The 25719-nt window shown below is 46.7% G+C and carries 17 protein-coding genes; 15 read left to right on the plus strand and 2 right to left on the minus strand.

Features of this window, described 5'->3' with window-relative positions; genetic code table 11:
- Positions 1–324: 324 nt before the first annotated feature.
- A complete protein-coding gene (locus tag ACYCSE_RS21030) occupies positions 325–2292 on the plus strand; it encodes an ATP-dependent DNA helicase (RefSeq protein ID WP_250268182.1) in 1968 nt (655 codons plus the stop codon).
- Positions 2286–2585, plus strand: coding sequence for a DUF6509 family protein (locus ACYCSE_RS21035; protein WP_061831931.1), 300 nt, complete (start codon positions 2286–2288; stop codon positions 2583–2585). The genes ACYCSE_RS21030 and ACYCSE_RS21035 overlap by 7 nt, the downstream gene beginning before the upstream one ends.
- Positions 2586–2704: 119 nt before the next feature.
- Here ACYCSE_RS21035 and ACYCSE_RS21040 read toward each other — a convergent pair whose 3' ends face one another.
- Positions 2705–3067, minus strand: a complete 363-nt coding sequence (locus ACYCSE_RS21040) for a hypothetical protein (protein ID WP_459699704.1) — start codon at positions 3065–3067, stop codon at positions 2705–2707.
- Between the two features lie 255 nt (positions 3068–3322).
- On the opposite strand from ACYCSE_RS21040, the gene ACYCSE_RS21045 reads away from it, so the two are divergent.
- The 5 genes from ACYCSE_RS21045 to ACYCSE_RS21065 all read left to right on the plus strand — a co-directional run bounded on the left by ACYCSE_RS21045 (position 3323) and on the right by ACYCSE_RS21065 (position 9623).
- Positions 3323–4246, plus strand: coding sequence for a PLP-dependent cysteine synthase family protein (locus ACYCSE_RS21045; RefSeq protein ID WP_023988377.1), 924 nt, complete (start codon positions 3323–3325; stop codon positions 4244–4246).
- Between the two features lies 1 nt (position 4247).
- Positions 4248–5378, plus strand: coding sequence for a bifunctional cystathionine gamma-lyase/homocysteine desulfhydrase (locus tag ACYCSE_RS21050; RefSeq protein ID WP_069291805.1), 1131 nt, complete (start codon positions 4248–4250; stop codon positions 5376–5378).
- A gap of 197 nt (positions 5379–5575) precedes the next feature.
- The gene (locus ACYCSE_RS21055; protein ID WP_459699707.1) at positions 5576–8332 is read left to right on the plus strand and encodes a PHB depolymerase family esterase; all 2757 of its coding nucleotides are present in this window, start codon (positions 5576–5578) and stop codon (positions 8330–8332) included.
- 137 nt (positions 8333–8469) lie between these two features.
- Entirely contained in the window at positions 8470–8784 is a 315-nt protein-coding gene (locus tag ACYCSE_RS21060; RefSeq protein ID WP_238807613.1) for a helix-turn-helix domain-containing protein, read from the plus strand.
- Entirely contained in the window at positions 8739–9623 is an 885-nt protein-coding gene (locus ACYCSE_RS21065) for an IS3 family transposase (RefSeq protein WP_250266833.1), read from the plus strand. The genes ACYCSE_RS21060 and ACYCSE_RS21065 overlap by 46 nt, the downstream gene beginning before the upstream one ends.
- Positions 9624–9742: 119 nt before the next feature.
- Here ACYCSE_RS21065 and ACYCSE_RS21070 read toward each other — a convergent pair whose 3' ends face one another.
- Complete coding sequence (locus tag ACYCSE_RS21070) at positions 9743–10660, minus strand: hypothetical protein (protein WP_459699709.1); 918 nt, start codon at positions 10658–10660, stop codon at positions 9743–9745.
- A gap of 445 nt (positions 10661–11105) precedes the next feature.
- Here ACYCSE_RS21070 and ACYCSE_RS21075 point away from each other — a divergent pair, with 445 nt between their 5' ends.
- The 8 genes from ACYCSE_RS21075 (at position 11106) to ACYCSE_RS21110 (ending at position 25693) form a co-directional block, all read left to right on the plus strand.
- Positions 11106–12908, plus strand: coding sequence for a vWA domain-containing protein (locus ACYCSE_RS21075; protein ID WP_061831353.1), 1803 nt, complete (start codon positions 11106–11108; stop codon positions 12906–12908).
- 24 nt (positions 12909–12932) lie between these two features.
- Positions 12933–16322 (plus strand): tubulin-like doman-containing protein, encoded by a 3390-nt coding sequence (locus ACYCSE_RS21080; RefSeq protein ID WP_235308227.1) that lies wholly within the window; start codon positions 12933–12935, stop codon positions 16320–16322.
- Between the two features lie 3 nt (positions 16323–16325).
- On the plus strand, positions 16326–18692 hold the full coding sequence (locus tag ACYCSE_RS21085; RefSeq protein WP_459699712.1) for a transcription initiation factor TFIID: 2367 nt from the start codon (positions 16326–16328) through the stop codon (positions 18690–18692).
- A gap of 45 nt (positions 18693–18737) precedes the next feature.
- Positions 18738–20027, plus strand: coding sequence for a vWA domain-containing protein (locus tag ACYCSE_RS21090; protein ID WP_103047751.1), 1290 nt, complete (start codon positions 18738–18740; stop codon positions 20025–20027).
- An 18-nt stretch (positions 20028–20045) separates the two neighbouring features.
- Positions 20046–20699 carry a beta-mannanase gene (locus ACYCSE_RS21095; protein ID WP_459699714.1) on the plus strand — a complete coding sequence of 218 codons (654 nt, stop codon included), beginning with the start codon at positions 20046–20048 and terminating at the stop codon, positions 20697–20699.
- Positions 20700–20715: 16 nt separating this feature from the next.
- On the plus strand, positions 20716–21981 hold the full coding sequence (locus tag ACYCSE_RS21100) for a TRAFAC clade GTPase domain-containing protein (RefSeq protein WP_061831358.1): 1266 nt from the start codon (positions 20716–20718) through the stop codon (positions 21979–21981).
- Positions 21978–25007 carry a GAP1-N2 domain-containing protein gene (locus ACYCSE_RS21105; RefSeq protein WP_459699716.1) on the plus strand — a complete coding sequence of 1010 codons (3030 nt, stop codon included), beginning with the start codon at positions 21978–21980 and terminating at the stop codon, positions 25005–25007. Before ACYCSE_RS21100 ends, ACYCSE_RS21105 begins: the two co-directional genes overlap by 4 nt.
- A gap of 218 nt (positions 25008–25225) precedes the next feature.
- A complete protein-coding gene (locus ACYCSE_RS21110; RefSeq protein WP_235308231.1) occupies positions 25226–25693 on the plus strand; it encodes a MarR family transcriptional regulator in 468 nt (155 codons plus the stop codon).
- Positions 25694–25719 lie beyond the last annotated feature (26 nt).

Raw genomic sequence — 25719 nt, forward strand, 5'->3', positions numbered from 1 at the left:
TCATTTATAAAATAACGATACTACGGTGGTGTGCAGCGTAGTGGAGGATTTGAATATGGAGAAGCGTAGCGTTCGCCTTTGCCATGGGATTCTTACCTTTTAAAGGTTTATGAAAATCTGAGAATCCCGGGGCAACAGCGATCGTAGGATCAAATGCTACACGTAGCGTCTCACTCAGACGAAAGTATAACCCTTTATTTTAAAGGGTTTCTTATACCAACATAAAAAATGTAAGCTGTTCTTACAGTTTTCATGTTCTTTTTAGCTTGTTTTGCGTTATAATGAAAGGATGCACATTATGAACGAATTGGAGGCACAGCCCGATTGACTACTTACCCTTTTGCCTTTGATCCGTCCAAGCCGTTTATTGAGCAGGCAAGTGACTGGATTGCGGATGTATTTTATGAAGTTTTGCCTGAAGTCGGCTTTGAGGTTCGGGATGAACAAATTTATATGGCATTCCAGCTAGAACGTGCCTATAAGGAAAAAAAGACCATTTTTGCAGAAGCAGGTGTGGGTACTGGTAAAACGCTCGTATACCTGCTGTACGCTATTGCATATGCCCGATACATGAGAAAACCGGCGATTATCGCCTGTGCGGACGAATCGTTAATTGAACAATTGGTAAAGCCGGAAGGGGATATTGCCAAGCTGGCACAGCATTTGAATCTGACGATTGATGCCAGATTGGGGAAGTCGCCGGATCAGTATATTTGTCTGAATAAGCTGGATGAGGTGCGAGGCGGACTGGATGAGGACGCAGATGTTTTCCGTGATATTTATCAGGAACTGCCGGATTTTGTTCATTTTCCAGATACGTTACAATCCTTTACTCCTTACGGGAACCGAAAGGAATATCCCGAGCTAACAGATGGACAGTGGAGCAGACTCGGATGGGATGTATTTCAAGACTGTCTCGTTTGCCATCAGCGGCATCGTTGCGGTCAGACGTTATCTCGTGATCATTACCGTAAAGCGGCAGATCTGGTCATCTGCTCTCATGACTTTTATATGGAGCATGTATGGACCTACGAAGCGAGAAAGCGCGAGGGTCAGCTGCCGTTACTGCCGGAGCACAGCTCTGTTGTCTTTGACGAAGGACATTTGCTGGAGACAGCGGCACAAAATGCGCTTACCTACAAGCTTAAGCACGCTCAGTTTGAATCTATAATTACCCGATTGCTGGAGGGAGAAGTACGGGAATCTTTGGCAATGACGATCGAAGATGCGATCTCCCAAAGTGAGGCTTTGTTCGCTGCGCTTGATAAGAACAGTCAGCCTGTACAGGGTTCTAATCGCAAGGAGTTCATTCTGAATGAGTCACTGATTCGAGAGGTAAACCGCTTTGGTGAACTGATCGGCACGATCGAAGAAGAGCTTGTATTTGAAAGCGGGCTATTCTCTTTGGATGAGTATCAAGTCAAAATTGTGGAAGAACATTTGGAAATGATTCAAACCGCGTTGGCTTTGTTTAAGCGTCCTGAACTTCTCATTTCGTGGGTGATGGAGGATCAGGATGGATTAACGCTTGTGGTTATGCCGAAGATGGTAAAAGAGATTCTCAAAGAACGAGTATTTGCGCAGCATATACCGATCGTATTCTCTTCAGCTACACTTTCCGTAGAGAGCTCTTTTGACTATATGGCGCAGAGTCTCGGTATTGAAAATCCGCTAACGTTTTCTGTTGCTTCACCTTATGACTACAGCGATCAGATGCAAGCTGCACTGTACCCGTTGCAAGCGGGGGATGATCCAATCCCGAGAGCGCTGGCACTGCTGGAGAAATCACAGGGAAGAGCGCTTATCCTGTTTCCTTCACAGGAAGAACTGGCTGCATTCCAGACGGGTCTCGTTGCTTACCCGGAGGCGTCTGCCTATCGTTTTCTGTACGAAGGTTCGGCTGAAATCAGCCATCTGATCTCAGCTTTTCAGAATGACGAGGAAAGTGTGTTGTGCGCTGTTACATTATGGGAAGGATTGGATATTCCTGGACCTTCTCTGTCGCACGTCATTATCTGGTCACTGCCATTTCCTCCGAATGATCCGGTTTTTACGGCTCTGCGCAAGGATGCAGCAGATCCGTTTATTCAGATAGATATGCCTCACATGGCACTTAGACTCAGACAAGGCATAGGGCGTTTAATTCGCTCGCGTAATGATCGGGGCTGGATATCCATCATGGGCCAGGATTTGAGTCGTCAAGAAGTACGTACACAAGTTGAACAACTACTGCCTGCGGGCGTAGAATGCACCGTAATTGAAGGAAACCCGGGGGGAATAAAAACATGTTGAACTTTACAACGTACACAGTAGATCAGATTAAAGATGCTTTTGGTATTTTGACTGGACAGCGTTATGAATTTATCATTGATGTAGAGGTAGAGGAGGACGACGAGCTATACACTGAAAACGGACTGTATATCCGTTGTCTTTATCTAGTAGACGAAGAAAAGACGGGACTGCTAAAGTATGAATTAATTGAAAAAGTAACGAATCGTTACATTGATCTTGAACTTGAAGATGATGAGTTGCAAGCTGTTGAGACCTTCTGTAAAGAACATGTACAGGATGAAACAGTGAAGTAATAGTATAGAACACTTAGCTAGCAAAGCTGGTATATAGCTAACATATAATGAAGATATCAAGGAGTCCTGACATGATCAGGCTCCTTATTTTTATGGCCATTGAAGAGAACTTATTTGCTTTAGCGCAGTCTATCCCACACATTCACCATAAACAGCATAGTCCCCCCGGCGAGTAACACCCATCCTATGACGATCCAAACTCCAGCCTCTGGAACCTTGTAATTTTCACCTATAATCGCCAATATCAACACGGGCAGACCGATATTATGCATCCAAAAATGGATATGTGCCAGAATAGTAACTGAAAGTGCAGGAAAGGTCACATAGATCAGACCTATAATTCCAAGTGCAATCCAACCCAACAAATGGGTATGAGACTGAACATTGGATAGGCTGTGATCACCCGACACGCCAATAATTACACTAAGCAGCACACTAAGGGCAAAATATACGGCAGCTATCTTCAGAAATTGCTTTCCCATATATGAACTCCTCCTTATGTTGCACAAGGACATTTTGTGACATCTTCTCTATCATATCGAGCAAGTAGGCAGGGGGTGTGGGTATTGTGACTGGTCCATTTGACAAAAGCTTCAAATACACATAAAATCTTATTGCATCAATACTTACCGTATTACTGTGTTTTCTCGGAGATGATAGCGAACTTCTCCGACAATAGGCGTTAATTTTTGACCATTGGTTTATTTTGGATTCGCCATTAAAAGGAGCTTGAAATTATGAATGTATATCAAAATACCCTTGAACTCATCGGACGCACGCCATTAGTGGAGCTGAACAGCTATTCTCTACCGAGAGGAATTCGCCTGTTTGCGAAGCTGGAGTTTATGAATCCCGGCGGCAGCGTTAAGGATCGGGTGGGGAAGGCTCTAATTGAAAAAGCATTAAAAACAGGTCAGCTGAAGCCAGGGGGGACATTAATTGAAGCAACAGCAGGCAACGCAGGTATTGGTCTTGCGATGGCAGCGCTTCATTATAATATCTCGGTTATTTTTGCTGTGCCTGAGAAGTTCAGCCAAGAGAAGCAGGACCTGATGAAGGCATTGGGAGCACGCATCGTTCATACCCCGACAAGTGAGGGGATGAAAGGAGCTATCGAAAAAACAAAAGAATTAGCTGCTGAAATAAAAGATGCATACTTGCCACGGCAATTCAGTAATCCGGATAATCCCGAGGCATACTATACGACAATGGGACCTGAAATATGGAACGATCTGGACGGAAAAGTGGACGTATTTGTGGCAGGTGCAGGCTCGGGGGGAACGTTTATGGGAACCTCGCGTTATCTTAAGGAACAAAATGCAGCCCTTAAAACGGTCATCGTGGAGCCAGAAGGGTCCATTTTGAATGGCGGCGAGTCAGGCCCACATAAAACGGAAGGAATTGGCATGGAATTAATCCCTGAATTTGTGGATAAAGGATATTTTAATGCCATTCACACCATTAGCGATGTCGATGCTTTTGACCGTGTCAAGGAACTGGCTGCACGTGAAGGTCTTCTCGTTGGCAGTTCTTCAGGGTCTGCTTTACATGCCGCTTTACTGGAAGCAGAAAATGCACCGGATGGCGCACATATTGTCACCATTTTCCCGGATAGCAGCGAACGTTATCTGAGCAAAAAAATATATGAAGGCGGGATATAAAATGAAACGCAAAACAAAACTGATTCACGGCGGGCTTCCTACCGATCCCCATACAGGCGCGGTTAACGTTCCTATTTATCAGGTAAGCACTTATGAGCAAGAGGAAATTGGCGTCCATAAGGGATACGAATATTCGCGTACAGGCAATCCGACCCGGTTTGCTCTGGAGGAGCTGATCAAGGATCTGGAGGAAGGAAAGCGTGGTTTTGCTTTCGGTTCGGGTATGGCAGCCATTCATGCGGTATTTTCACTGTTTAACGCAGGGGATCATATTTTGCTGACCGATGATGTATACGGAGGCACCTACCGTATTGTAAGCAAAGTGCTCAGCCGTATCGGAATTGAATCCACATTTGTGGATACGACTGATCTGGAAGCCATCTCCAAAGCAATTCGTCCGAATACGAAGGCATTGTATGTCGAAACGCCAACGAACCCGCTTTTGAAGGTTACTGATATCCGTGCTGTTTCGGAGCTTGTAAAAAAACATGATCTTTTACTGATCGTCGACAACACATTTGCTACCCCTTATTGGCAGACGCCAATTACACTTGGGGCTGATATCGTCATTCACTCTGCTACCAAGTATTTGGGCGGCCACAGCGATGTTGTAGCCGGTCTGGCTGTTGTGAACAGCGACGAGCTGGGAGAACAACTTCATTTTCTGCAAAACGCCATTGGTGCTATTCTCGGCCCGCAGGATTCTTGGTTATTGATCCGCGGTATTAAAACATTGGGTCTGCGTATGGAAGCGATTGAGCAAAATGCGAAGGAAATTGCAGCCTTTTTGGAAAAACATCCGAAGGTTAGCAAAGTGTACTACCCTGGACTGGAAAGCCATGCACAACATGAACTGTCCAAAACCCAGGCTGAAGGCTTTGGCGGTATCATTTCCTTTGATGTAGGTAGTGACGCTAACGCGGTTGCACTTCTGAAAAAGGTAAAATATTTTACACTAGCTGAAAGCTTGGGAGCGGTTGAAAGTCTGATTAGCGTTCCGGCACGTATGACGCACGCCTCTATTCCGGTAGAACGTCGTGCAGAGTTAGGCATTACCGAAGGTTTGGTGCGGATTTCGGTTGGGATCGAAGATCTGGAAGATTTGATCGAAGACTTACAGGCAGCATTGTAAGAAAATAAGTGTAATGATCAAGAGAGGTAGCTGAGGCTGCCTCTTTTTGTGTATTTTTATCATAGCTACTTTTTTGAGAAGAACAGAGGAGTACGTAGATGTAATAACGAATAGTTTTATATAGTTCAATTGAATGTTAAACGGGATATAACCGCGACTACGTCTCTGAGGAAACAATAACCTGGAGGGGGAATGTTATGAGGTTCACACATCTGGAAAAAGCAACAACTGTGCTGTCGGATCATCCGGTACGTCTGAGGTCTGCTTATGCAGTCGGTCCGGTCATGCTCCCGGAAAATTGCGGTGTGGGCAGGGAATGGTCCAATTATTTTGCCCATGAGGATTGGAATTTGGAAAAGGCTTGTGGTGAAGAAGGAATAGAGCTTTCAGCCGGAGGAAAGGCAGCGTGCCGATTACTGACCGAGCTAGACCCTCGGACTGCGGAACTGAATCTAGGTGTTTTTCCGCCTTTGGCCGAACAAGAAAGGCTTTTGCTCGTTTCAAATCTTCGTTGTATGGTTGCACAGGAAGTGATTTTCAGACCCTTTGAAGGAACGGGACAAATTTGGATAGATGGCACACTGGTATATGCGGAATCCGGTCCTTTTCGCTTGTATCTGGAGGAAGGCGATCACACGGTAGTTATCATTGCTGCGTTTATTCCTGAGGAGGCCCGCTCTATTCGTATCAGTGGAAATCAGGTATGCAACGAACCAGATGTGGCAGAACTGCATCGTGAATTTGTAGACCGTAATATACGTTTTCATATGGCATGGCTAGAGGTTGAGAAAAGTGCTGGCAGGGAGGGTGAAGACAGCCCGATCTTATTTTATTTACTGCGTAAGGATCGGATAGATCTTCCCTTAGATCAAACGTTATGGGTCGAGGTAACGAATGATGAAGGCATAAAGCTGGATCGCTTTCCAGCACATTGGGAGCAGGAGCAAAGCTATGACTGGGATGAGGAAAAGGCCAGGAATACGGGAATGCTGCACTTCACCGTTACATATCGGGATCATGAGGCTGTGGAGCATCATTTTGTGTATTCGGCACTTGTGCGGCCTTTGTCAGTCGTCGTGGAGGGCTTGCAGGAAGAGTATGACCGGTACATTCAAGCCCGCGCTATAGATATTCTTCATTCTGCGCAGAAAATACAAATAGAGGGCCTGCTTGAAGAATTAAAAAGGTTAACGGATTTGCCGGAAGATCCTTTTGAAATCTGGGATTACCGGATTGTGCGTGAATATATCAAGCTATTAAAACAGATCTTCACAAATGGACATACCGGACAGTCACAGCCCCCATCCTTACTTCAAGAAGAACACATTTTTTTGTCTAATGACGGAATTGGGGAAGGATTTTTTGTCTCCCGTTTGGACAATAGTTTGCAACGTTATACCATTCAGCTTCCTAGAAGCTACTCGACTGACCGACAGTATCCTCTGATCGTCCTGATGCCAGGCAAGCGATATGAGCTGGGTTTGCCGGATTTTCAGAATCGAGGTTTTGGGCAAGGCTGGGAAGAGGAAGCTATATTTGTTACTTTTTCATGCCGTGGTGTAACGTTGGGTAGTTATATTGGAGAAGCTGCTTTTTTGGAGGCGCTGGATGTCATACTGCAAGCATACCGAGTGGACGAAGAGCGGATCTATCTGACGGGTTATTCGAACGGAGCATATGCGGCCTGGGCGATGGCACAGGCTTATCCTTCTCGGTTTGCGGCTATTGCGGTTATCTCTGGAGCGCCACATCCTAAGCATCTGATAAATCTGTTGAATATGCCAATATTGAATGTATGCGGAGATCAGGATTACTTATTTGCACAAGCATACACAGCCCCTGTAACAGAGCTTCTATCTGATCATTTTAGAGGTGTTGTAGAGCGGCAGTCTAATCACTGGGATACGCATGAGCTGAGACTTCTGGACGGCGTACTGGGTTGGCTTATGCAATGGAAAAGAGATGTCGTACCTCAGCGTATTGCCTATCGGACGGAACGGGGGAGACATAACCGGGCTTACTGGCTGGAACTGACGCGAATGGATGAAAATGAGGAATATGCCGAGTTGTACGGTGAAATGAGTGCCACAGGTGAGTTGGATATCGAGGCAGTTCACGCCGAAGAATTTATCATTCATCTTTCTCAAGAGGTCATGCCCTTGGAGCTGGCCCAGGTTCGTATCGGAGCCCGTATTTTCGTGTTGGACTTGCGGGAATACAGCCGCTTTCGCTTTGTTAAAACACAGTCACATAAACGCCCCTCACCTGAATACCGTTTGATTGCCGAACGGGAGGAAGAAAGCAGTGGATGCTTTACAAAAGAATCGGATGCAAAAATGAAAACGGTGGATTCGAAAAGCGTGGGAAGAAACGTTTTGAGCCATGGTATGGGTGTGCTTGACGTTTATATGGATCGTCTTCACATTGTCCTTCCATCCAGCTATGCTACACCGGAGGAAGAGCAGGCGGTGAGACGGACGGCGAACGCCTTGGCTAGCCCACGAACAGCAACTTGGAATCCGTATATCGGTGTTCATTATCCCGTGGTGTCTTCTAATGATATTACGGAGGAAGCACTGGCTGATAGCAACGTGATTTGTATCACTTCGGGCTTGTCCAGACATGAGCTGCTTCAAAAGCACCAGGCCGATCTGCAAATTACATGTACGGAGGAAGGGTATACATTGGGCGACGACTTTACGGCAGGCGAGTATTGTCTGTCATATATTCAACCTAGCCCATGGTCTGCAACCCAGCAAATGCTTGTTGTAGCGACCAATTCACCCCGTATACTGGGTAAAAACCTATTTATGCGCAGACTAATTATGCCTGGATATTTTAATGGTCTACACCCATATTTGAATAAAGAGATTATTGTGTATGATAGCAAGGGTGTGCGTGCTCTTAACTTTACTTCCATTCGACATGCGCAGCAAAAACTGCAAGGCCAATAAAAAAGATAACAATGTTATAATAATCCATAATTAAAAAAACCGTCTGGAGGCACGTTGGCGATGAAGTGCACCCCTTAGAATAGACATTGGAATAAACCCCTGGTTTATCCGATGAATTTCTAGGGGGTGCATTTTTTATGCCAGCGAAAAAAGGACAGAAGTTTAAAGAATATACGTTTGAAACCAAAGTAGAGGCCATACGGCTTCATATCGAAGAAGGTTGGACATATCGTAAACTCATGGAGAAGTTCGGGATTGCAGATCGACATCGGTTGAAAGAATGGATGCGGAAGTACAAGGAACTCGGTGAATTCGGACTTATGGACCAACGAGGACGACGGAAGGAATATATGGACCAGGACAGGTACGTCCAAAAGTTAAAACGGGAAAATGATATGCTAAAAAAGTGTTTGGAAATCTGGATGCAGGAGATGAGGAGCACAAGTATGTAACGATTGAGAAGGCCGCTAAAGAGTATCCAGTTAGCGAACTCTGTAAGCTGTTTAAGGTCTCTAGAAGTGGATATTACTCCTTCTTAAAACGGAGAGGAACTGATCGGGATCAGGACGCGAAAGCTCTTGTGAAGAAAGTGTATGAGCAGTATAACGGAGTCTACGGCTATCGCCAAATTCAACTATTTTTGCAGCACGATCATGGAGTCTGGATGAACCATAAAAAGGTACTCCGGCTCATGCAGGTCTTGGGGATCCGCTCACAAATTCGCCGGAAGCATCGCTGTAACTATGCTTCTTCTACAGAAGGTCGTGTGGCGAAAAATCTGCTAAAACAGGATTTCAAGGCGGCCAAACCTAACCAAAAATGGGTCACAGATATCACGCAATATCGTGTGGGGGATTGCTGGCTATATCTGTCTGCGATTAAAGACTTGTTCAATAACGAAATTATCGCGTACCAGATGAGCCATAGAAATGATAACGAACTGGTTTTACAGACGTTTCGACAAGCCTGGAAACAGCAAAAAGACGTGACTGGCCTCATCGTTCACAGCGACCAGGGATTCCAGTACACGTCCCATGCGTACCACGACATGCTGCCAAAGGTTGGCGCCCGAATCAGCATGTCTCGCCGAGGCAATTGTTATGATAATGCCTCGATGGAGAGCTTCTTCTCGCATCTCAAAACGGAAGGGCTCTACCCATATGATATCCGAAATATGGACGAGGCACAAAGGAGAATAAAAGAATATATCCAATTTTACAACCAGTGTCGACCACAACGAAAGTTAAATAAGCTGCCTCCGAAAGAGTATCGGAAGCAGCTTATAGCCTAGGGTCTTTTTTTAGTGTCTATAAAATGGGGTCTTGACCACGATCCTGACGGTTTTTTGCTGCTTTATTGCAGTGGTTTGTCATGGTAATGACGTCATATATAGAAGGGCGTTAGGACAGATCAGTTTTTATACTGCTCCATCAGGTACATGATCTTTACTTCATCGGCCAAATCTCCAAAGGGTTCTAACGGATTCTCTTGAATGATATGATATAAACGCTGGACTCGTTCCTTTGGCAGTTTGCGTACATATCTGGAAATGAAAGCGGCATGGGTGACTACGTAGCGCTTTTTACGGACAGCTGCACTGGCTACGCGGACGAGAATATCTTCGCCCCCTGCCAATTCCAGAATTCGGCGTTCATAAAAGACTACGTATCGGAATGTCCGGTCCTTGATCAGCTCACGATTGAGTCTGGCAATCTCTCCGATATATCTGACCATAAGCGGCTCGAAGCTCTTGATCAGGAGGGGATCGAGCGTTAATTCCATGTCTTTGCGGAGAACGAAAGATTGCAGCAGGGCGACCTGCTGGAGCCTTATCCGATCATTGTGAATGAGTACAGCCATCTCACGCAGCATTTCATAGGAGACACGCTCACTGAGTTGCCGCAGGGCAACCGCGTTTTTATGATTAACGTTTAGTCCTTCCTGGATCTGCTCTATACGACCTCTGAACAGACGTATAAGCTGCCTACGCTGTTCATAAGGATAAATACCCTGCTGTAGAAGTACTAAGGGCAGCAGAAGAAGCGCACCGACGATACCGCACAAAAGCATTTGTTGCGGTGAGTGGCCGAAAAAGACAGTAGCGGCCAGCAATATGACACTGACAGCAAGGTCTTTACGAAAATAACGTTTGGCTCTGAGTCTGGCATATTGCTCTACAGGAACTAGTGTATCCCGACCACATGATGTGCATTTCTCTTCCCAAAGGGCAGTGAATTGTCCACAACGCTTGCAGACTCTTAGCTTTTGGAAGGCGTGCTCAGTGCGGGTAAATGGGCGAAATTGTACAGCTTGTTTGGAACTATTCATTGCGTTCACTTCTCCGGTTCAGCAGTGCTAGAAGCTCGGTATCGATTTGTGTAATCGACGGGGCCCGTTTTTTATGTATATAGTAAATTAGTGATTTGATGGCGACAAAAAGAAACATAATCGCCAGACATCCGTATGAGATCATAGTGTACTTCCTCTTTCTACTTGGATTTTTACTTCAATATTTTACATGGGCGGGTTTCGCTACTGTCATTTTTGTCGTATAAAGGAGAAGGCTGGTGCCCGATTGCCCTTGTTGGGGTATAATTATATCATTACTGCAGGATATTGGTAAAATCACGCGGTATAACAGGCTTTTTGGTTGGATTCAGACCATTCGGACAGTATTTTCAGCTGGCGCTCATGTAAAACTCATTATAATTTAATAGTAGGGGAGTACAACTGTAATTTAGAATGAGAATTAACTGGCAAAGGGGTACAAGCGATGTTTAGTAGAGACAGAAAATGGTTTTTGGTCATCGGAATCATATGTACAATGATCATGACCTCGATTTTGGCATGGCAGCCACAGATGGCGAATGCCGCTTCACCCTCTGCTTCTAAGGTGGATGCGGTACTGGTCGTCGATGTAAGTAATTCGATGAACACCAGTGATCCTGGGAAAATTGGCAATGAAGCCATGAAAATGTTCATTGATATGCTGTCGACGCAAAATGACAAAGTCGGGATTGTAGCGTATACGGATGTCGTACAGCGAGAGAAAGCCTTGCTTAATATTACATCCGAAGCGGATAAGCAGGAACTGAAGACGTTTATTGACGGACTGAACCGGGGGGCGTATACTGACACCTCCGTGGGTGTCAAGGAAGCGATCCGCATTTTGCAAGATGGTAAAACAGCTGGACATGCGCCTATGATCGTCATGCTGGCCGACGGTAACAACGATTTTAATAAGACGACAGGCAGAACCGAAAGCCAATCCGATCAGGATATGGCACAGGCTGTAGCTGAGGCTAAGAATAGCGGCGTTCCAATCTACACCATCGGCTTGAATGCAGATGGAAAGCTGAATAAAAACAAGCTCGCCGACATAGCGCAGCAAACGGGCGGCAAATCTTTTATTACAAGCTCAGCGGATGACCTGCCGAAGATTTTGAGTGAAATTTTCGCCAGCAATTTGAAGTTGAAAGTGGTGCCTTTGCAGTCCATTACGGCAAACGGCGACTATCAGGATGTAACGGTAACCGTACCGAACGATAGTGTGCTGGAGGCTAACATTTCGATCATGTCCTCAAAACCGGTGGATGCGAGACTGATAGACCCGTCGGGCAACACCAAGCCAATTCCTTCGAGCGATGTGCTGCTGTCCAAGTCCAAAAGCTACTCGCTGATTAAACTGCTTAAGCCTGTGGCTGGTGACTGGAAGCTCCAAGTCAAGGGAGTCCAGCAGGATCAGATTGATATTAATCTGGTGTTTAACTATGATCTGGAGCTGAAAATGGACGCACCGTCAGCCAAATCATACAAAAAAGGCGATGCAGTTCAAATTCGTTCCTACCTGACAAGCAATAGCCAGCAGCTCCAGGATCAGGAATTATATGCGAATATGAATGCTGTTCTGAAGGTCAAGGATCTGGATTCCGGTACAACGAATGAGGTGCCGTTAACCAATGCAGGGGATTCTTTTACCGGTTCCTATACGATTCCAGATGAGCATGACTACGAACTAACCGTTAGAGCAGAGGAGAAGAGCTTTTACCGTGAAACACAGCCTGTAACCATCAGTGCTAAAGCAGGGGCGACGAGCGGTACGAATACGGGCACGACGCAGCCAACAACACCTGCTGAAAAGTCCAAGCTAATGCCACTCATTCTTTTAGGGCTGGGACTGCTCGTTCTGCTGGTTGCCGCGTATTTCATCTGGAAGGCTGTCAAAAAGGCCAACCGTGGCTTTGTCGGTCAAATCGTACTGGAAATCCGGGATGAGAATACCGGCGAAAAAACGTATCCGCAATACAAGAAGCTGAACACCTTCCGAGGCAAATTTAATCTGCACCAGTTGCTGCAACTGGCACCGGAATTTGCTGGAACCGACAAGGTCGTGTTCACACCAGCCAATCAGGATCGTATCATTGTGCGCAGTACCCCCGAGATTACGATTGAAAAATCCGGACGGGCTGTTGACACAGGCAACGGTCTTGAACTCAAAAACGGTGATCGTCTGACGATTCCGTTAGCCAGTGTGGACAAAACCATTTTACTGGAGTTTATTTCAGTAAACAGCTAAACGAACCCTTAGGAGGTCATATCTATGAAACCAGTAGTTAGAGAGCATATCCAACAATTAGACGTATCACTCGGCGGAGGGATCGTAAGCGATAAGATCAGAGTTGATACTATTGATAATCCTATTTTAATTATCGGACTCGGAGGCACGGGGATCGATGCCCTTCTCCGCTTGAAATATCAAATTAATCGTAGATTCAAGCTTCCAGCAGATCCGATTTCCAAGAAAAAGAGCGATAAACCGGACAATGTGGAATTTCTCGCTTTTGAAACGAATGAACAAGACCGCAACAAAAAATACAAGGGGATTGGTTTGGACCCCATCAATGAGTTTGTATTGCTGTCCAATGCGGAAATCGGCGGATTGCTGCAAAACCGCAGCATTCTTGAGCCGTACATTACCGATTGGCTGTCTCCCGAACTAAGCATTACCGATGGTATGAATGGTGCGGCAGGGGTGCGGCAGGCAGGACGATTGCTGCTGTTCACCAAAATCAATCAGGTCGTACAAAGCATTGACAAAAAAATCAAAACCCTGTCTGAAGGCACCAACAAGAAGCTTATGGTGTTCCTGCTGTCCGGTTTGTCCGGCGGTACAGGAAGCGGTACTTTCCTCGATATTTCATATATCGTCCGAGGAATTATTGAGCGCGACTATGGCTCTGCAGGCGTAGACCGTGTAAATACATTAGGTTATCTGTTTACACCGGATATTAATTTGGCGAACAAAAGCCTGAGCGAGCATACCCGTGAATATATTAAAAAGAACGGCTATGCTGCACTGAAAGAACTGGACTACTGGATGAACGTAGACAGCCGTGGTGAGCGCTTTAAGCAGCAGTACGGCAACATTTTGACCGTGAACTCGCCGCTTCCGCCGTTTAATCTGTGCCACCTCATTTCGGCCACGAATACGGAAGGCAAGCTGTTGGAAAATGCTTATGATTACTGCATGAATGTCACCGCTGAGAACATCACTAACTTTATGGCGAGTGAGGAAAAACAGTCGGGCGAAGAGTTTGCCATTCATGACTATATCAGCAATATCCGTACCAACATCGCACAAATGAATAAGGCGTATCCGGCAAACTACGATTACAATATTATCGGGGCTTCCTCTGCGGTACTGCCAATGGAGGAAATGACGACATATCTGGCCTATCGAATGTTTGGCAAAATGTCCAAAATGTTCGAGCAATCGCCAAATCAAGAGGATGTAGAGAAGTTTGCCCGCAAGCTGGGCGTGGATCTGGATAGCATGATCAAAAACTTTGAATCCCGTGTACCTGAGCCGCTTCCGGGCTTTGAAAACAGTGAACGGTTAAGTTATAGCAATGTCGTTAAAATGCAAGTGGTCAATATGGACACCGAGCTGGAGCAAACGTTCCTGACGCGTGCTCGTGAAGAGTATATCAAAGCGAAGAAACAGCTTCCTGGCGAAATTACAGGACAGTTTACGGACCAAATTCGCCGGATGTTTTTGCATCCTGAGCAAGGGCCGTTTTATGTATCCCGTATGATTTATACTGAAAAAGGATTTAGCTTGCTGAAAATGCTGCTTTCATATGTTGAAACGTTGCGTGAATCATTGCACCGTATTCCAACGGACATTGAATGGGCGCGTGAGCAGGCGAACGAAAAGCTGGGCGATGCCAAGAGCGCGTTTGTGTCCAAGGATAAAAAGAAAAATGCGTACATTGAAGCGAAAATTAACGAATATTGGCTGCGGGCTGATGTGGAACGTACAGAGCAGCTCATTGAATTTTATGAAGACCTGTATGACTTGTTGAACAAGGAAAATAGCCGCATTTATAATGTATTTACTGAAATTTTGAACGCGCTGAGCGCAATTTTCGAGAAGAATGGCGATCTGCTGATTAACGGCGAGGAACAGTCCGATCACAAAGGTAACAAAACGTACTATTGGAATCTGGTAAGTGTACCGGATATTTCTGAAGTTGTGACCAAGCTACTGGATAACCGCAACGGTGATGATTTGATTCGTGATTTTGCCCAAGAATTGCTCGAAAATTCAGATCAATGGGTGAAGGATCAGGATATGGACATCATCAGCTCAATCTCCAATTTCTTGACTGATAAGTTCGGTGATCTCATTACCCGTTCCATGGAAGATTTCCTCGTCATGAAATACGGGCAAGATGAAGCCATTGAAAAATTTGTGGAGCGCTACATTGCGAGCAAACTAGATGAGGAAGCTGTACCTGTGTTTCATCTGAGCAATAGCTCTGGCAACTTGTACTTCCCGTCATGGGGATTCGTTTCAGTACCTGTACAGTCACCTAATATCCTGAAAGGCGTTCGCAATTATCAAAATAATGCAATTGGCAAATCACACTTTACTATTAAAGAGAGTGAAGTTCGTAACCGGATTTTCTGGCTCAATACGCGTAATGGTGTTCCTCTGTTTGTATATACGCCGCTCAAAGTGTATGAAGAAAGCTATGAAAAAACGATTCTTGACCGCGAAGGTATTGGCCGCCATCTGGTACAAACAGGTCAGAACAACTGGACTAATCTTCCGTCGCCGATTCCTGAAAAGTCATGGGGCGAAACTTACGTCAATTCGCGTGTGCAAGCTTACAATGCCCGCATTCGTAATGATTTTGACCGTGCCAAGTCACTTGGCGTGATTCGGGAAAAGGATGTCGATCAAAATACGAGCAGCCGCTTCACTGTAATCCGTTCACATGCGCTAGATCTGAATGCGATGCTGGCAGGCTACGATATGCGCTTGCAGGAATCCAAGCCGAATTTGGGTGAGGTGAAAAGAGCATGGTCTGAGTTGAAACGTCTGCTGGCTGAAGGGCTGGAGCAGGCCGGAAGCAAGGACATCTTTGGCAGCATCAATGAAGAGATGGCGAAGGAAAACCTGATCCGTTCACCAGAGTTAACACAGGTGGTTCGTGAAGAACTGGCGAAATATACACAAATTGAAGCGAAAGCAGCTGAACTGGAAGCTTTGCTGGGCAAATATCAGGATGAAGAAAAATGGCTGGATCAGTTCATTCAGGCACTCTATACGGACACGATTACGAAAAAAGGTGCTTTGTACGTCTATGATCGTGACGAAGAGGAAGAGGCTTGGGAGCCGTTTGCCAATGTCATGAAGAGCCGTAATTATGTGGAGTTTGAAGTGTTTACAAACTTCCGTGGTTTGGAAGAAAAGAAATTTGCAGCTCTAATGCGTAAGGCCGATCGCCGTGATGCTGTATTGACTTCATCTGAGGATATTACACCACTGCTGTCGAAGCTGGATGAACTGGCTGCAACTTACACAGAGGCCCGCAATCAATTGGAATATGAAAAGGTGGAGCTGGCTAACGGAGCAGAACTATATGCATTTTATGCTCAAATGGCTGGAAAATTAAACGACATCCGCAGAAAGTTGAAATAAAGTATGAGAGAGCAGCTGTTACGTTATGCGGCTGACTATGCAGCCGCAGAGGACCAATTAATCGGAAGCGGAGATGGACGCAGCAGCATCCATTTCCCGTCCGTGTTTCTTTTTATCGGTGATCGCATGAACCCGGTGATGAACACCATTGCAGATATCAACCGGACCAAGTGGGATAACAGCACGGGAGTAACGTATATTCAGATCCGCTCGCAGGAAGAACATACAGCTGTAGATCGTTCGGTGGATGCTATTGTGCATACGATAGCGGTACCGGAGGAAAGTGGCCACCAAACGATACGCCGTGACTTGCACCAGGCTTTTTATACACATGAATCGCAGCTAATTGAGCTTAACACTGCGTTGCGCCGGGCTAGTGGACATCTGGCAGATTACGGTCGGTTGTATTCTTCGTTCGAGCGTGTCCATTTGTCGATCTTGACGACAGCGGATGACCCCATGAACGTATTAATCCCTGAAATTACGCTGTTGGCGGAGTATATTTTTGCACAGTCTTTTAAATCGGTACAAATGGATCTGTATGTGTTGGTGAATGAAAGCGATCAGGCTGTCCAATTCGGCTACAGTAGTGCAACGTCCGTTGCTTTCATGCGAGAGCTGGACTATATCCAGAGTCCAGACTATACGTTTACGGCACCGCTTCATATGACCGAGGACAAATTGACCATTCCAGTAACCCATGCTCCATCACCGTTGTTCGACCTCGTCTATGTGCTGTCCGACAAGAACGAACGCGGCGTAACGGTGCCGAATAGCCTGCGAGAAAGTTGTGACATCATTTGCCATATTCAGCTTCTTAAAAATCGCTATCAGGCAGGAGATTCCTATCGGTCACAGGATGGGGGATACAACAATACATCGTTTAAAAACAACATCATGACGGAATCCGGGCGGCAGGGTTATGTGTCGGCTGGATTTTCCCGAGTCAACCGCCCTAACCAGTCAATCGCACTGACGGTGCTGTATCACTTTTATGTGAAGCTGTTAGAGCGTATGAGAACAGAGCAAGAGTGGGACATACGCGATAAGCTGAATTATTTTGGGTTAGATGCTGCTGAGCGCGGTCGCACGCGAAATGATCTCGTTCCTGGTAATGAAGCGATCACGGACATGAGCGCACTGATGACCAGCGGAGCCAGCTACGGCTCGTTAAAGCGAATGACATTACGTGAGGCGGAGGAAGCCTTGTTTGGTCAGGGCTGCGAAGCCTTTTTCCGTGATAACTGTGAACGGATTGTGCACAAACGGTTGGGAGATTTTCAGGCGGAATCAGGTCTACAGTCGGCTGTGAATGCAGCTGCTAAGGAATATCCCGAAATCGGCTTATTTGAGTTGACAGACTGGACGGATGAAAATAAAACAGGGAATGTGCTTACAGCCATTCGTGGACTGATTCGGGATACGTCCAATGACTTGCAGATTAGTGCCGCTGAACTGGACACCTTGTATAGCGGGCGAGTGGAGGACCAACCTTTTCAACGATTGCCACTCATGGATAAGCATAATGTTCGAAGCTTGATTCGTTACCTGACCGAGACGGTTTACGGGCACAAACTGCACATGCTGCGAATTCAAGCCGATTTGGAGCTGCTCCGCCGCTATGAACTGGCACTAGAAAAATGGCATGCGCAGGCGAAGCATATTACAGTACAGCTTTCCAGCCTGGAGCGTGAACTACATCAAGCTGCAACGGACAGTATCCGGCAGGCCGATAGTTACACAGGTCAAAACCTGTTCGAATATTACGAGCGTGTGACGGAGGATGTCATGCGTGAGCTGGAAAGCAAGCGGGGAAAATCTATATTTTTTGATACCCGGCATATGGGGCCTGTATCCGGATTGCTGGACGGGGGCCTGTCTGCATTGGTGGATCGACTCACGCAGACCTGTCGCACCTTGATTCTCAGTTCACAGCCGTTTAATCAGACCTTCGAAGAAGAATTATTGCGGCGTGCCAATGTGGCTGCTGCATATGAAAATCGGCTGGTTGTTCCGAAGGATGAGCTGTTTAAAAAACTGTATCAAACGTTAGAGGAACATGGCGGAATTAACGTACGTTTGCTCGACTATACCCATGAGCATCGGTATGAAGAAAAGTACTTCTTTGGTGACTACGAAGGCGAATTTCTTCCTTATGCGATGGATGTGGACATTACTTCGCGTATTTACAAGCTGGGTTTTGTACATGAGCGTCGCAGCAGCGGGGTGGAAAAGCTGCATTTGATGGGCGGCTTCCATCTGGAGGATCTGATGGTTTACCGCAACGGCAAAACGTATTATGAGACATATACTGCGAATGGTTTCGTGTTTCACGGAATCGACGTGGACCGGTTGCCGGAATTGCGGTAACCACATATTCATCCTACTTTATGATGGAAGGAAGCAACGATTCTTATGAAGCAGCGTAAATTTAACGTTCTCCTATTGCTGTTCGGCTTGCTGGGCGCTGTAGTAGGCTTCATCTTGGGAGAGCTTATTCTTCACAAATTGATAGGGCACTGGCCGCATATCGTCGTGATCGGGCTGTATTTTGGCATCATGGCACTGTGTATTGGCCTAGGTTGTCTGATCGGCGAACTAATTTCGCCACAGTTAAATGGACATTCATGGCGGCAGCGCTACTCCGGGTTATCCTGGAAGTTACTGGTGCCTGCTACGCTGGTGATGTTGTTCGTGGCAGGTCTGCTATTGGAGTTGGGCTACCAGGTTAATCCTGAAGGGCGCAAGAGCGTACAGGACCTTGTGCTTGTGATTGATAATTCCGGGAGTATGCAGCAAACAGATCCCGATAATGAACGCCTAACGGCTGCTAAGAGTCTAATTGGCCAAATGGATGGAGACAAGAGGGTAGCCATTGTTTCATTTGATTCTACTGCCCAGTTGGTTCAGCCGTTTACTCCAATTCGCACAGATGCAGAGAAGCAAGCGGTTTATTCCAAAATCGATAGCATGCAGACTATAATGTCAGGCGGTACAGAGATCGGACTTGCTTTGGATGAGACGATCAAGGAGATTGAAACCCAAGGCAATGCAGAAAAAGGTTCTCTCGTTATTATGCTCTCTGACGGCTTTAGCGAGCTGGATACCCAGACGGCATTGGCTCCTTATATCGCCCGCCAGATTCCGATTAATACGATCGGGCTGAAGCTGGCAGAGTCGGATGGTATAGCCTTATTGCAAAATATTGCTGACCTGACAGGCGGAACTTATTCTAATGTAGCTAATGCCCAAGGACTTACTCAGGCGTTCGGTAAAATATATAACAAAATCGGTGATCGCACACTGGTAACGGAGCGGACAGGTGAGTATGCCGACAGTCTGTATTTTGCCATTTATCGCGTAACGGCTCTGGTCATTATCGGCGCCCTATTGGGATTAGCTCTTGGGCTGATGTTTGATAACCGTTTTCTCGCGCGGAATTTTGCGATTGGAGGAGTCCCGGCAGGCTTGCTCGCTGGCTTTATTTTGGAAAAGGGATTATCTGGCTCGCCTATAGGCGACTTGATGATTCGTTTGGTGGCAGCGCTCGTACTGGCGGCCCTTATTGCTGTCTTTTCGCTTGTTCTGCCAATTGCGGAAAATACTCGCCGATCTTCCGGTGGAGGAAGTCAGGGAGCGCCGTCAGGACGCCGGAGAGGGGCACCGGAAGCCCCGACGCGCAATCGACGCAGCAGTGGATTTTAGAACGGGAGGCTGGAACTTATGCAGTATAGGGAAGCACAGCCCGGTGATCCTGTTATTTCGGAGCTGAGCCACAAAATTGACGACAACCGGGTTGTGTTACGCTGGCAGTGGCCTGAGGGCGCAGCCGTGGTATATATTGCGAAACAATCAGCCGATGCAGGTATGAATGGGCAGAATGAAGCCGAAGTTTTACCACCTTTTTCAAGCCTAAAACTTTTTACACGCGAGGAGTATAAGGCTGCTGGCAGCTATCGTGACCGTATTGAAGGCATTGGACGCGTACGGTATACCGTGTATCCGGCTGTTCGGGAGGATGGAGACACTTACGTGATCCGTCAGCAAGACGGAGCCAACCAACTGGAGTTGAGTACGGGGAGGGCTAAAATCAGATATGCGGTTCACCATAAAAAAAGCTGGTTTCGCAGCCGCAAAACCGTCCAGATTCAGGTGACAGCCGAAGTTCCTGTCCCGCAGGAGGCGCTTTGCTACGTGAAGAAGCGCGGGGGCTATCCCGCAGACAGGGACGATGGAACCTTGTATCCATTCACGGCACCCTTTGCCGCGGGACGGAATGTTTTACCCGCTGTTGAAGTGGGGGGAGATGAATATGTGCGGCTGTTTTTTACAGACGGCCAGAAATATGGCACGGTATATGAATTAGTTCCTGAATGAAAGGAGGCCACAACCGATGAGTTTTCTTAGCAATTTATTCAGAAGAAAGCCACAGGCAGCGCCAAGGCCGTTATTTTATGATATTGTGTGCCCTTATTGCTTTAGTAAATTCTCCCCGGAGGACGTGGTATTCCGTGCTTCTCATCATCGTGAAGATGACGAGGACTACGCTTTAGGTGAAGATGAGCTGTTGAACAAATATCGGGAGCGTTTTGGCTTGGACAGTGTGCATGATATGGAGGCGATTTTGCATCCCCATGATGTTCCTGAGGAACATCGATTGTATTCTGATCATGTACTAACAGGACTGACAGACCGTTATGGCGAGCTGACGCGTCATCGACTGTGCCCACACTGTCATAACGAGCTGCCCGTGACCGCGGGTAAGGTGCCTAGCAATATCATTTCGATTATTGGAGCTTCGCAGGCGGGGAAATCTGTCTATATGACCTCCCTGATTCACACGCTGCAGCATGTTACGGCCGATCATTTTGACGCGGCTTGCATGCCGCTCAATGCAGAGATCAGCCGAAAGTTCCGCACCATGTATGAGGAACCCCTATTTGAACGAGGCGATCTGCTTACATCGACACAAAAAGAAAAGATGCAGGAGCCTTTTATCTTCCAGTTTGTATTTAAGGATGAGGAAAAGCCGCCACTGACGCTGGTATTTTTTGATGTCGCCGGTGAGGGAATGGTAGATCAGGACTATCTGGGACTGCATGGACAGCATATTAAGAATTCAGCAGGTATTCTCTTTATGGTCGATCCACTGCAAATCCGCTCTATTCGGGAGCGCATTAAGATTAACCTTGGCGATAAGCCGGGTGAATGGGTCTCGCAATATGATGAACCGCGTGATGTCGTACTTACGATGTTCGGTGATTTTATTGCTTATCAGGAAAAAGGGAAAACGGACATTCCGACCGCTGTCGTCCTGACCAAAAGTGATATGCTTACTGCATTGGCAGATGAAGAAGGCACATACATCAAGACGAATAGCAATATTTTTAATCCGATGGAGCATCGCAAATATATGGATTTGGATGAGTTCGCGAACATTGATGGCGAAGTTCGACGCTTCATCGAAAAGGTGGATAAGCCCTTCAAGGGCACGATGGATGTATATTTTACGGATACGGCCTATTTCGCGGTTTCCGCGCTGGGTAGCAATCCAGTGGAGCAAAAGCTGCAAGGATTGGTTAGTCCGATCCGTGTGGATGAGCCATTCATTTGGCTGCTTTATAAGTTGAAGTACATTGAGGGGAGAGAATCACAGTGAGTTATTCTACCTCTCATTTGATACAACAGCAGATGTACACACGGGAACGGCGTGGAATTTTCCGTTCTACGGAAGGCTTCGATACAGTGGCTAATTCCAAAGGATTGGATGCTTCTTTTATTAAAAAGGTGCTCCATCCCTTATGTGTATATGATGCGCCTGCTGCTTTGACGACGCGTGGCGAGAAGCAGGAAAGCGTCTATCCAGAAGCCATGCATCTGGTACGGACGGAGTCCGGGGATGTAGTGCTTGGCCGCAGTATTTATAAGGCTGCGGATTTTACTGGGCTGCGGAGCGCCTTTTTCACGCACAACTATGTGATTCCAGCCGGACATGGTGAATCTCCGTCTGACTATAAGCAGTGGCTGAACACATCATTTGTTGATACCTATGATATTGAGCAGGGAACGGATTTACCGGAATTGGAGCGTCTACCGGGTGGAAGTGTATTTCCGGCTGTTGACCCGTCTACAGTGCTGGCTCAATTGCAGCTGAGCGAAGAAGTGTTCAAACAGCTTTTATACGCAGTCATGATGTCCGCAGCGGGTCGCAAAAAGGTATATGTAGCATTGAATGTTCCTGTAGAAGCGGTCGGATCTTCAGCCAAGCAGCTGCTGGGTGTGCTGTATGCGGCACTGCCTTATGCATTTCGGAACAGACTCGGATTTCTTACATATGCACAGGAACCGAACAGCAGAAAAGGCATTCACTTGATGTTCGTTGAGCCTTTTAGTTTGCGTCCCGGTGATCGGAATGTGGAAAAGGACTTTGTATTTGACCTGTCTAACCATAGTCGAATACTTAATGTGGATGCAGAGCAGGTGAGACAGCCGTATTTTGACTGGATTGTCCGCACGTTGCTGAATGGTGAGACGCCGGATGATTTCTTCAAATTTGCCGAGCAAATGCTGACAGGTATGGAGGCAGGGCGTGATTTGACGCCATCCAGCTATCATGAGCTCATTACGTTGTACAGAATTGAGCAGGGAGAGCGGGCATTTTACAACGAACAACGAATCGCTGTATTACGAAGCTTGACTGATTATTTATCGCCACCCGATTCGCTGCCACGTAAAATGAGGCTGAATGATCTGTTTCTATCGTTTTTTGATCATGAATTTGATCGGGTGAAGGATGGATATATTCCAGATGTAGGTCTAGTCGATAGTTTCAAGGACTATTATAAAGTTCATGCACGCAGCAGCGAAAATCGGTTGGTGGAATATTTAATCCGTTCGCTAAACAATGCTTATACTGCCAGAAATACGGAAGCAGTCACGTATATTTACCATACGATTGAGGAGAATCCGTCATTAGGCAAGGCATATTTTACGAAAGTGCTGGGTAATCCGGCGCTTACAAAAATGCTGTTCATTCCCTACATGGACAGTCAGATGAAAAGAACACCGGATGCCAAGGGGCTGCTGGCCGTTGTGCATGAATGGGGCAGTCGGTATATCGAAGTGTCGGCGAATGCCGATTTTCAGCTTTTGGCAGAATCTGCACTGATGGGCAGACTGCGTGCCGAAAGAAAACCAGTAGAGGCTGTGGCTGCCATTCACCAACGCTTGCGTCAATGGGACAGCAGCTCTGCCGTAGGCAAACTGTCCCCGCTGGAGCAATCTGGATTGACAGAGCGCCTGCAGGAAGCGTCGGATCGGTATTTACTTACCGAAGTAGAGCTAAAAGAAATATCACCCGATCAGGTCGTACAGATTCCATTTTTTACACGGCCCGATTTGGTGCAGTGGGTTGGAAAGCTGCCTGCTCCCCTCAAGGGACAAGCAGTGCGATTGATTGCGGCTTACGATTGGTTTAATACGGAGGAACCGGAACCGTCGGTGCTGGACGGCCTGGAGCCTGGCGAAGTAGAAAAGGTACAGGATTGGGCTTATGGCTGGCTGCCCCAGCAGCTTGCGGAAAGCCATTTTGCCCGTCTGTTGCCTGCATTCTATCGTTCTGACGGGCCGGGAGAAGGAATATTGGACTTCGCTCGTCTGGTCAGTTCGATCCGCAAATGGGCGAAGGATAACGATACGATGTACCGCTTTATCCGATGGTCGGAAGAACACCCCGAGTTTGCCACTCCACGTGGCGGTTTCGAACCGTCGTATCGACGTGCGCTACTTCTATTCTTCCAAAAGGAAGGACGAGAGGGACTGCATAAAAAAACGCTGTGGCGTCAATATTTTGAACCTGCAAAGCCTGCTTTTAAAAATTTTTATTTGGCAGCAAAGCGGGAGACGGACACACCGTTGGTTAAAACACTTCGTCGTTTTCGTAAAGGTGGGGTGATTTCCGGGATCGTGCTGATTGTCATTGCAGGTACGCTCGGCGGCCTGAAAGCAACCGGGGTGATCGGATCTGGTGACACACCTGCGCCTGTTGCTGCTCCGAAGCCTGTACAACAGCCTGTAGAGCCTACAGTGCCCGTAAAAGAGGAGCCTACGGCGATAGTGACACATGTGCCTAATACCAAGTCCACTACGAAAATGGTCAAGCTGTTGTTTGCGTTTCAGACATCGACAGAGCAGGCAGAATTTAAGCCGAAGAAGCTCGTCATTGTCGGGGCGGACCAACAGGAGCACTTATACGAAAATTTTACGCTTGCTGAACAGAACGACAAGGAAGCTGCCAGTAATGCGAACAATGATCCATCCGGTGACGTAATCACTGGGAGCGCCACTACAAAAAGTTCGACAGCAGATGGACAATCCACGGACAGTGGTTCCACAGCTCGTGGTAGTACATCCAGTGGAACAAGCGGCGATCAGTCTGGAGCAGTGACAGGCAACACGGACGGAGGCTCGACTTCGGAGATTTCTACTGAGGGTAGTGGTATAGCAGCCGATAAAACCATAGGCAGCACGTCCGGTGATGGTACAGAGACAAAGGAGTACGATCTTAAGAAGTATCCTTATCGTACGCTGTTGACCATTTGGCAAAGGCTGGAGCTGAACGATGCTAGCACGGTTACCGTTGATGGAGAAGAATACCCGCTGGTTCAAGTGAAGAGTGCAGACTAAGCAACTATAAAACAGAAATAAAGTAAAAGACGGGCTTCCTTCAAGGGCTCGTCTTTTACTATACATAAATTTCCATAAAGAATGAATTCGTAATTTGAAATTCATCTTATCTAGTAAAGCATTATTTTACGAAAGTATTGACACCAAGTAGGCAGCTGATTAAAATTAGTTGGAATTCAAACTATTAAATTTAGATGGATATGGAGGTTCGTAGTGAGATGGGAAGTGAGGTGTATCCCGTTTGTCTTCCCTGGGAGGAAGAGAGCACGATGTATTTAATTAAATGGATTTTTACTACTGTCCGGCGCGAAATTGAAACGGCACTGCGCCCTTTGGGACTCACCTCCCCACAATCGCAGACGCTCTATATACTGGCGGTGTCGCCTGGAGTCACCAATACGGATTTGGAAAGGCTATTGCTTATTGATAAATCAAGCGTTACCAGCCTGGTTAACGGGATCGTTAAGAAAAACTGGGCAATACGCAAAAGTCACCCGGAAGATGCACGAATGAAGCAAATCTATTTGACTGAGGAAGGCTTAGAGATTCACAAAGTAGCTGAACGTACTATTGAGGCAATTAAAAGCTCGGTAGGTGAAACGTTATCTGCCGGAGAATCGGAGACGCTACGCTGTCTGCTTAAAAAAATTCTCCGCGACTACCACCCTACGGACGCCCACGCTTGAGCGAATATATAGAGAATTTGCCCGGA

The sequence above is a fragment of the Paenibacillus sp. SEL1 genome (genome assembly GCF_054602535.1).

Excerpts from the sequence above, each read along its gene's own strand:
- ACYCSE_RS21080 (WP_235308227.1), top strand. The coding sequence starts at position 12,933 with ATGAAACCAGTAGTTAGAGAGCATATCCAACAATTAGACGTATCACTC.
- ACYCSE_RS21060 (WP_238807613.1), top strand. The coding sequence starts at position 8,470 with ATGCCAGCGAAAAAAGGACAGAAGTTTAAAGAATATACGTTTGAAACC.
- ACYCSE_RS21090 (WP_103047751.1), top strand. The coding sequence starts at position 18,738 with ATGAAGCAGCGTAAATTTAACGTTCTCCTATTGCTGTTCGGCTTGCTG.
- ACYCSE_RS21100 (WP_061831358.1), top strand. The coding sequence starts at position 20,716 with ATGAGTTTTCTTAGCAATTTATTCAGAAGAAAGCCACAGGCAGCGCCA.
- ACYCSE_RS21050 (WP_069291805.1), top strand. The coding sequence starts at position 4,248 with ATGAAACGCAAAACAAAACTGATTCACGGCGGGCTTCCTACCGATCCC.
- ACYCSE_RS21040 (WP_459699704.1), bottom strand. The coding sequence starts at position 3,067 with ATGGGAAAGCAATTTCTGAAGATAGCTGCCGTATATTTTGCCCTTAGT.
- ACYCSE_RS21055 (WP_459699707.1), top strand. The coding sequence starts at position 5,576 with ATGAGGTTCACACATCTGGAAAAAGCAACAACTGTGCTGTCGGATCAT.
- ACYCSE_RS21070 (WP_459699709.1), bottom strand. The coding sequence starts at position 10,660 with ATGAATAGTTCCAAACAAGCTGTACAATTTCGCCCATTTACCCGCACT.
- ACYCSE_RS21110 (WP_235308231.1), top strand. The coding sequence starts at position 25,226 with ATGGGAAGTGAGGTGTATCCCGTTTGTCTTCCCTGGGAGGAAGAGAGC.
- ACYCSE_RS21085 (WP_459699712.1), top strand. The coding sequence starts at position 16,326 with ATGAGAGAGCAGCTGTTACGTTATGCGGCTGACTATGCAGCCGCAGAG.
- ACYCSE_RS21075 (WP_061831353.1), top strand. The coding sequence starts at position 11,106 with ATGTTTAGTAGAGACAGAAAATGGTTTTTGGTCATCGGAATCATATGT.
- ACYCSE_RS21035 (WP_061831931.1), top strand. The coding sequence starts at position 2,286 with ATGTTGAACTTTACAACGTACACAGTAGATCAGATTAAAGATGCTTTT.
- ACYCSE_RS21045 (WP_023988377.1), top strand. The coding sequence starts at position 3,323 with ATGAATGTATATCAAAATACCCTTGAACTCATCGGACGCACGCCATTA.
- ACYCSE_RS21095 (WP_459699714.1), top strand. The coding sequence starts at position 20,046 with ATGCAGTATAGGGAAGCACAGCCCGGTGATCCTGTTATTTCGGAGCTG.